The sequence below is a fragment of the Frankia sp. CgJB1 genome, from assembly GCF_977947065.1.
This window is the reverse complement of sequence record NZ_CDWTNB010000196.1, coordinates 1-7,305: the sequence shown is the minus strand read 5'-3', so window position 1 is coordinate 7,305 and position 7,305 is coordinate 1. Positions and strand designations below refer to the sequence as shown.

Here is a 7,305-nt window from a genome sequence, read left to right as displayed (position 1 = left end):
AGCCGGAACCGACACACCGACGACCATCAAGATCCAGCTAGTGGAAGCGGCATTGCCACATGCCCCGTCGACGCTATCCGGCGACAGGAGGTGATGATAAACACGATCCCATCTCGGATATACGGCGGAAAATAGTAGCCGGGGGCCGGCACCATCAGGTATCCGGCACCATCAGGTATATGGTCTTCGCGGCGCCAAGGGGCACTGCCGGAGTCAAGAGGCTGAGCGGAGAAGGATCGTGACCACGGACAGCGCCCAGACAGGGCAGGCCGGCGAACCGGAACGGCTCGAGGAGCGAAGCACCTCTTCGCACCGAGTAGTGATCATCGGGTCTGGCTTCGGAGGTCTGTTCACCGCGCAGGCCCTCCGCAAAGCACCGGTCGAGGTCACCCTCGTCGCGAAGACGACGCACCATCTGTTCCAGCCGCTGCTCTACCAGGTGGCAACGGGCATCCTGTCCGAGGGCGAGATCGCCCCGACCACCCGTGAGGTATTGAGCCGGCAGGACAACGCGCAGGTCGTCCTCGGCGAGGTGACCACCATCGACGTGAACGCAAGGACGGTCACGTCCCAGTTGCTGGGTCGCACGACCGTGCACCACTACGACAGCCTCGTCGTCGCCGCGGGCGCGGGCCAGTCGTACTTCGGCAACGACCATTTCGCCACGCACGCCCCGGGCATGAAGAGCATCGACGACGCGCTCGAGCTGCGCGGCCGGATCTTCGGGATGTTCGAGCTCGCCGAGGCGTCCACCGATCCCGCGGACGTGGAGCGGCTGCTGACCTTCGTCATCGTCGGGGCGGGCCCCACCGGCGTGGAGATGGCCGGACAGATCGCGGAACTCTCGCGCCGGACCCTGCGGCGGGACTTCCGCAGCATCGACCCTGCCAAGGCCCGAGTCATCCTGCTGGACGCCGCACCCGCCGTCCTGCCGCCGTTCGGCGAGCGGCTCGGCGCGAAGGCGGCCGACAAGCTGACCAAAATCGGCGTCGATGTGCAGCTGGGCGCCAAGGTCGTCAATGTCGACGCGACCGGCATCGACGTCGAGGACAGCGACGGCACCCGCCGGCGCATCGACTCGGTCTGCAAGGTCTGGGCCGCCGGCGTTGCCGCGAGCCCGCTGGGCCGGCAGCTCGCCGAGCAGACCGGTGCGGGGCTCGACCGCGCCGGCCGCATCGAGGTGCTGCCCGACCTCACCCTGCCGGGCCATCCGGAGGTGTTCGTCATCGGGGACATGGGGAGCATCAACCGGCTGCCCGGCGTGGCGCAGGTCGCGATCCAGGGCGGCCGGCACGCCGCCAAGGAGATCCAGGCCTGGGTCGCCGGCAAGCAGACGGGCCGACCGTTCGAATACCATGACAAGGGCAGCATGGCTACCATCTCGCGGTTCAGCGCGGTGGCGAGCATCGGCAAGGTGCAGTTCAGCGGCTTCTTCGCCTGGCTCGTCTGGCTGGCCGTACACCTCGTGTATATCATCGGGTTCAAGCACCGGCTGACCACTCTGCTTCACTGGACGGTGAGCTTCATCGGCCGGGGCCGGTCGGAACGTACCGTCACTGAGCAGCAGATCTTCGCTCGGGTCGCGGTCCAACGCCTCGGAACGGACTTCGCACCGTCCCTGCCCCCGCACGCGAGTCAGGAGGCGCCGTCCTGGACGGGGGCCCGGACGATCGTCCCGATGCAGCCGCAGGCCAAGGACGAGGGCAAGGACGAGGACAGCCGGCAACCGTCCCGGGTCTAGCGCGTAGCGCGGATCCGGCCTCCGTCCCGATCGATCGGCCGGAGCACGCACCGTCCGCCCGCAGGCATCCGCCGGGGCGGACGGTTGCCGCGTCGAGGTACCGCCGGGCCAGGTACTGCCGCGTCGAGGTACCGCCCGGGTCCGCCACCGCGGGAACCGGCCTTCCACGTGGTTCGCACCACGCTCGCACGTTCCTCACATCTCGCTGTCGCATCGTGGGCTCCGACCGCGTGCCACCGTGGCGCGCGGCGCCCGGCCGGTCGTCGCCGCTCAGGGCCGCCGACCGGTTCGCGGCGTGGTGACGCGACACGGAAGGACGACACAGATGCGCAGCTTCCTGACCGGACGATGGGGTGCGGGGGTCGCCGCAGCGGGTCTGCTCGGGCTCGGATTGGGGGTCGGGCTCGGGTTCGGCGGGACAGCCGCGTCCGCCACCCCGGACCGGGACCGCCAGCGCAGCAGCCGCCCCGGCCGACCACGCGTTCCTGGGCGACCATCCGCGACTCGCCGAGGCCCGGCTGCGTTCCCACGACGGGCTGCGTCCCCATGGCGGCCTCTGGGCCGGCGGCGGCGTGCACGGTGAGGCAACGGTCAAAACCGACAAGGGCTTCCAGGTAGTGGCGGGGCAGCGCGGGAAGATGACCGCGGTGAGCCCCACCTCCCTGACGGTCACCAGTGAGGACGGCTACGTCGGCACCTATGTGATCAACGCCGATACCCGGTTCCGGATCGACGGGGACACCGCGAAGGTCTCCGACCTCCACCCGGGGGCGACGGTCCGGGTGGGCGCAACGGTCAAGGACGGCACCCGCACGGCGGTGGTCGTCGCCCAGCCCAAGGACTGACCCACCGCCGAGGGCCTATCCCGGCACCGAAGATCACCTAGGGGGCGCCTGTCAGCGTGACGGCGGCGTCCCCCTCCCTCCGCCATCCGGCTCGTCCGGAGGAAGCTCCGGACAGCCCTCGCGTTCGAGGTCCGCGGCGCGGACCATGCGACACCGCGGGCACGGTGCCCCCGGCCACATCATCGTCTTCAGCCCCTGGCGGGGACGCCGTCCCCGATGTTCCGGACACCGCAGGTACAAGAAGTCGGCCTGAACGGGCATCGAGTTCTTCATGGCAGGGGAACCTTTCCGGTTCCGCCGCATTCCCGACATTTGATATTGGCGTCACCGTCGAAAAGACCGTCCTCGTCCACTTCCGCCTGCGGACGCGTCTGATACTGCGTGCCGTTGCAGGACGAGCAGGTCATCAGGCCCAGGCTGAGCCGCTCGTCTGGCGGCCGAAAATACCGACTGGATCTTTTTCGTTGCCTCACCACGCGATCAAAGGTGCACGCTCCATCACAGCCTGTCCAGACGTATCCACCACCAGGGCGTCATCCGGGAGACAGGCGCACCGTACTCATCCCATCCATCACTCGTCCGGCTACTTTGCCTACATTTCGACACCCGGGCCGGCGCCATGGTGAGCAGCGGGAACGACGGAACGATCATCGGTGCCCGGCCGCGGCACGAGGCCGGGCGCACCGACCCGCTGACGAGCGGCGAGGCATCACCAGCCACGGGTGTGCCCGGATCATCCTGGTCTCATACGATGACCGACTGATTCGTCGAGGCAGGCAGGAAGGCCGTCGTGCCGCGGTGGCCTGCCCCGGCACCGCGGTCGGCGCGCAGTCCGTGGCCACCCGGAGAAGGACGAGGGATGGATGATCAACAGTGCTGCCCACGTACGGACCAACCGTGCCCGCTGGAACGAGATCTCCGACGACTACCAGCGACTGAACGCCCCGCAGATCCGTCGGCAGGTGTTCACCGGCGATATCTCCTGGGGGCTGTGGGCCGTTCCGGAATCACGGCTCGGCGTGCTCGGTGAGGTCACCGGACGGGACATCCTGGAGATGGGCTGCGGGGGCGGCCAGTGGTCGAGCGCGTTGGTCCGGCGGGGGGGCCGACCGATCGGCTTGGACCTCTCCGAACGGCAGCTGCACCACAGCAGACGGCTCACCGCGGAGACCGGACTATCCTTCCCCCTGGTCCAGGCGAGTGCCGAGGCGGTGCCCTTCGCCGACGGCTCGTTCGACATCGTCTTCGCCGACCACGGCGCCTTCTCCTTCGCGGACCCCTTCCGGGCCGTGCCGGAGGCCGCACGCGTGCTGCGTCCCGGCGGCCTGCTCGCCTTCAGCCACGTCAGCCCGATCTACGAGATCACCGTGGCGCCGGGCCGGGACGCCCCCGGCAGTCGCCTGACCCGCGACTACTTCGGGCTGCGTCTGCTGGCCGAGGCCGACGGCCTGGTCAGCGCCAACCTTCCCTACGGCACCTGGATCAGGCTCTTCCGGGACAACGACCTCGTCATCGAAGATCTTCTGGAACCTCGCCCGGCACCGCCGGCATCCGACGATCACAGCGAGGAACCGGCACCCGCCCAGCCCGAACGCGGCGACGAGGCATGGGCGCGCCGCTGGCCCTCCGAATGCATCTGGCGGCTACGCAAGCCGACGCGGTGAAGGCATCGGCCTCGTGACCACCACCCTGACTGGCGACGCCGCCCCGCACGCCGCTCTGCTGACGGGCATGGCGGATCTCGCCCGCCGGCTCCAACCGGGCGGCCGGGAGGCTCCCGTCGTGCTGTCGCACCACGGTGAACGGCTGATCGTGCGCCACGGTGACGTCGTGCTCAAGGCCCACCCGCCCGGATCCGACCCACAGCCGCTCGCGGCCCGGCTCCGGCTCGTGGCCCAGCCGCGCCTGGGCCACATCCTGCTGTCCCCGCTGCCCCTGCTGTCCCCGCTGCCTCTGCCGTCCCCGCCGTCCTACGCCACCCATACCGGTCTGGACGGGCTCGCCGTCCGGGTCCACGACCGATGGGTGAGTGCCTGGCCGGCCGGCTCGGCGCTCGGACTGGACCAGGTCGACGATGTTCCCTGGGCCGAGGCTGCCGCGCTGCTGGCGAGTCTGCATCGCATCCCGGTCACCGCGTCGGATCTCCTCGTGCTCCCCCGGGCCACGGTGCTCCGCCGGCTGCGGCACGACGTGGCTCGACTGCGCGACCAGGCCGGCCATCCACGTGCCGAGGTGGTCCTGCGCGCCGCCGCGACCCTGCCCGAGTGGGCGTTGCACCACCAGATCCAACCGGATCAACCGGATCAACCGACCCGACCGGGACGGTCACGCCGGCCGGCGCGGCCATTGACGATCATCCACGGTGACTGGCACTTCGGACAGCTCGTCGCGCTGCCCCGACTCGGCTGGCGCATCATCGACGTGGACGATCTCGGGCTCGGGGACCCGGTATGGGACCTGGCCCGGCCGGCGGCCTGGTACGCGGCCGGCCTGCTGCCGATGGACGTCTGGGCGCGGTTCGTCGACGACTACCGGGCCGGTGGCGGCCCGGCGCTGTCGGGCGGCGAGGATCCCTGGACGGCCCTGGACCTGCCCGCCCGCGCGATTGTCGTGCAGTACGCGGCCATCGCGGTCGCCGCGCGTCTCGACGGCGACGCGCCCGGTGCCGGGCCCGAACCTGATCCGATCTCCGATGCCTTCGTCGAGTGCTGCCGGCGGATGGCCCGGGTGGGCCCGTACCCGTCCGGATCTCGACTATCCACCGGCTGACTTCCGCGGGATCGGTACGCTACCCGCAGCCAAGGATGTCTCCCCGCCATGAACGGCAGGTTCGGCATGAGTTACACCCTGCAGTGTCCCAAGTGCCACGCGATGATGCGGACGTACAACCGCAACGGCATCCAGATCGAGCAGTGCGACGGATGCCGGGGCATCTTCCTCGACTACGGCGAGCTGGAGGCCATCACCCGGCTCGAGGCGCAGTGGTCCCAGCCCCCGCCGCCACCCCCGGCTGCGCCCCACGCCCAGCCGGGGCACTATGCCCAGCCCGCCTGGGGGATTCCCTACGGGCACGGCGGGCATGGGCGCCACCACAAGCACGGCGGCCTCGCCCGGCTGCTGTTTTCCTCCTGACCCGCGCTCCGGCCGGCCGTCAACCCGACGTCAACTTCGGGGCGGGGCCGGCCCTCGGGCGGCGCTCAGGACAGCGCGAGCAACGCGCCGAGGGTGAAGCCAACCGCGGCGAGCCACACGAAGGTGGGCAGGGCGCGCAGCCAGCTCGCCACGGGCGAGTGGCCGGCGTGACGCTGAGCCGGGACCTGGGCGGAGCCCGCCGCCGCCGGGACGGGGCTGGGATCGATGCGGCCGCCCTGGCCGGCCAGCACGGTCGCCAGGGCCCCGACGTCCGGGTCGTCGGGCGCGGCGGGCGGGCGCCGCGGCGTAGGACTGACCGGGGCCAGGACGACTGTCGGCCCGTTCGCCGCGCCGAGATGCACCCGCACCTCGCCGTCGGTCAGGGCAACGCTGCCGGTCCGGGCGCCGTCCACCCAGATGCCGTTGGAACTGACGTCCTGGGCGAGCCACCCGGCGTCGCCGCGGGGCTCCAGCAGGACGTGACGCCGGGACACCCGGCCGTCCGCGATGACGACATCGCAGTCACGGCCGCGGCTGACGACGTGACTGCGGTCGGCGGACAGCACGCTCTGGCCGGACGGGACGGTGATCCGCAGCCCTGTCGGGTCCACTGTTTCTCCTCCTGGGAGGATCCGGCTCCTGCCGAGATCCGGGCGATCGGGGCGCGGGGGTCAGGCGGGGAAGACGGCGTTGTCGCGGACGGTGACAGCGACCGGCGGCAGCGGCTGTTTCGCCGGCCCCGCGACGGGTTCCCCGGTGCGGGTGTCGAAGGCGCTGCCGTGGCACGGGCAGAGGATGCGGCCCTTCTCGATCGCGTTCACCGAGCATCCCTGATGGGTGCAGACAGTGGAGAAATCCTGGATCGTGCCGGCGGCGTTCCTCGTGAGCACCAGGCCGGCGTCGCCGAGGATGAGACCGCCGTCGGCCGGCACCTCGTCGACCCGGGCGAGGGGCGCCGTGCCGCCGGCTTGGCCGCCGCCGTTGCCCGCGCCCGAACCGTCGCCACCCCCGCGGGTCCCGCCCGCGGTCGCCTGCCGTGGCTTCGGATCGGCCGCGTCGCTGCAGCTGGCGACGGCATACCCGACGGCACCCGCGGCGACGGTGACCGCGAGGCCGGGGGCCACGAGGCGCCGCGTCGGTGTTTCCTGCGTCATGACTTTATTCCTCGGGATCCTGTTCAGACGTGCGGAATACCGGACTGGGTGAAAAACCACAGTGAAGCCGTCAACCAGATTGTGACCAGGGAAAAAAGAACCGTCGAGCCGAGCACGGGCAGTACCCACCCCGGTAACCCGCTGGTCCGTAGACTGATCATCTTTGCTGCGTAGGCCCCGTAAAAGGCGCAGCCCAGGAGGCTATGGAGGAGCACCCGGGTGCCATCGCTGGCAAAGCCCAGTGCCCAGATGCAGTGGAAGGCCACTGGCAGGGTGAGGACGAACGCAGTCGTCCCGCTCCATCGGTGCAGCGGGCCGGCCCAGCTCGGCGCCGGGCCCGCGCCGGGCAGCCATCCCCACATCCACAGTGCCATGGCCAGCTGAACGAGTAGCAGAACGGCGGCGGCCGTCGTCAGCCACGCCTTCATCGACC

At 70.6% G+C, this 7,305-nt stretch carries 8 protein-coding genes; 5 read left to right on the top strand and 3 right to left on the bottom strand.

Annotated elements, in window-relative coordinates:
* Positions 1-238 precede the first annotated feature (238 nt).
* From AC08OT_RS17625 to AC08OT_RS17605, 5 genes are all read left to right on the top strand, one after another.
* Entirely contained in the window at positions 239-1,741 is a 1,503-nt protein-coding gene (locus AC08OT_RS17625; protein WP_476593837.1) for an NAD(P)/FAD-dependent oxidoreductase, read from the top strand.
* Positions 1,742-2,094: 353 nt separating this feature from the next.
* Positions 2,095-2,586: a hypothetical protein gene (locus AC08OT_RS17620; protein ID WP_476603055.1), complete on the top strand. Its 492-nt coding sequence runs from the start codon at positions 2,095-2,097 to the stop codon at positions 2,584-2,586.
* 863 nt (positions 2,587-3,449) lie between these two features.
* Positions 3,450-4,250 (top strand): class I SAM-dependent methyltransferase, encoded by an 801-nt coding sequence (locus AC08OT_RS17615; protein WP_476593839.1) that lies wholly within the window; start codon positions 3,450-3,452, stop codon positions 4,248-4,250.
* A 13-nt stretch (positions 4,251-4,263) separates the two neighbouring features.
* Positions 4,264-5,355 (top strand): aminoglycoside phosphotransferase, encoded by a 1,092-nt coding sequence (locus AC08OT_RS17610; RefSeq protein ID WP_476593840.1) that lies wholly within the window; start codon positions 4,264-4,266, stop codon positions 5,353-5,355.
* Between the two features lie 66 nt (positions 5,356-5,421).
* Positions 5,422-5,718: a TFIIB-type zinc ribbon-containing protein gene (locus AC08OT_RS17605; RefSeq protein ID WP_476593844.1), complete on the top strand. Its 297-nt coding sequence runs from the start codon at positions 5,422-5,424 to the stop codon at positions 5,716-5,718.
* A 65-nt stretch (positions 5,719-5,783) separates the two neighbouring features.
* On the opposite strand, the gene AC08OT_RS17600 is transcribed toward AC08OT_RS17605, so the two are convergent.
* From AC08OT_RS17600 to AC08OT_RS17590, 3 genes are all read right to left on the bottom strand, one after another.
* Entirely contained in the window at positions 5,784-6,329 is a 546-nt protein-coding gene (locus AC08OT_RS17600; protein WP_476593841.1) for an FHA domain-containing protein, read from the bottom strand.
* Positions 6,330-6,389: 60 nt separating this feature from the next.
* Positions 6,390-6,872, bottom strand: coding sequence for a Rieske (2Fe-2S) protein (locus tag AC08OT_RS17595; RefSeq protein ID WP_476593842.1), 483 nt, complete (start codon positions 6,870-6,872; stop codon positions 6,390-6,392).
* Between the two features lie 23 nt (positions 6,873-6,895).
* Positions 6,896-7,305 (bottom strand): DUF6529 family protein (locus tag AC08OT_RS17590; RefSeq protein ID WP_476603054.1); only part of this gene is annotated, 410 nt, incomplete at its 5' end.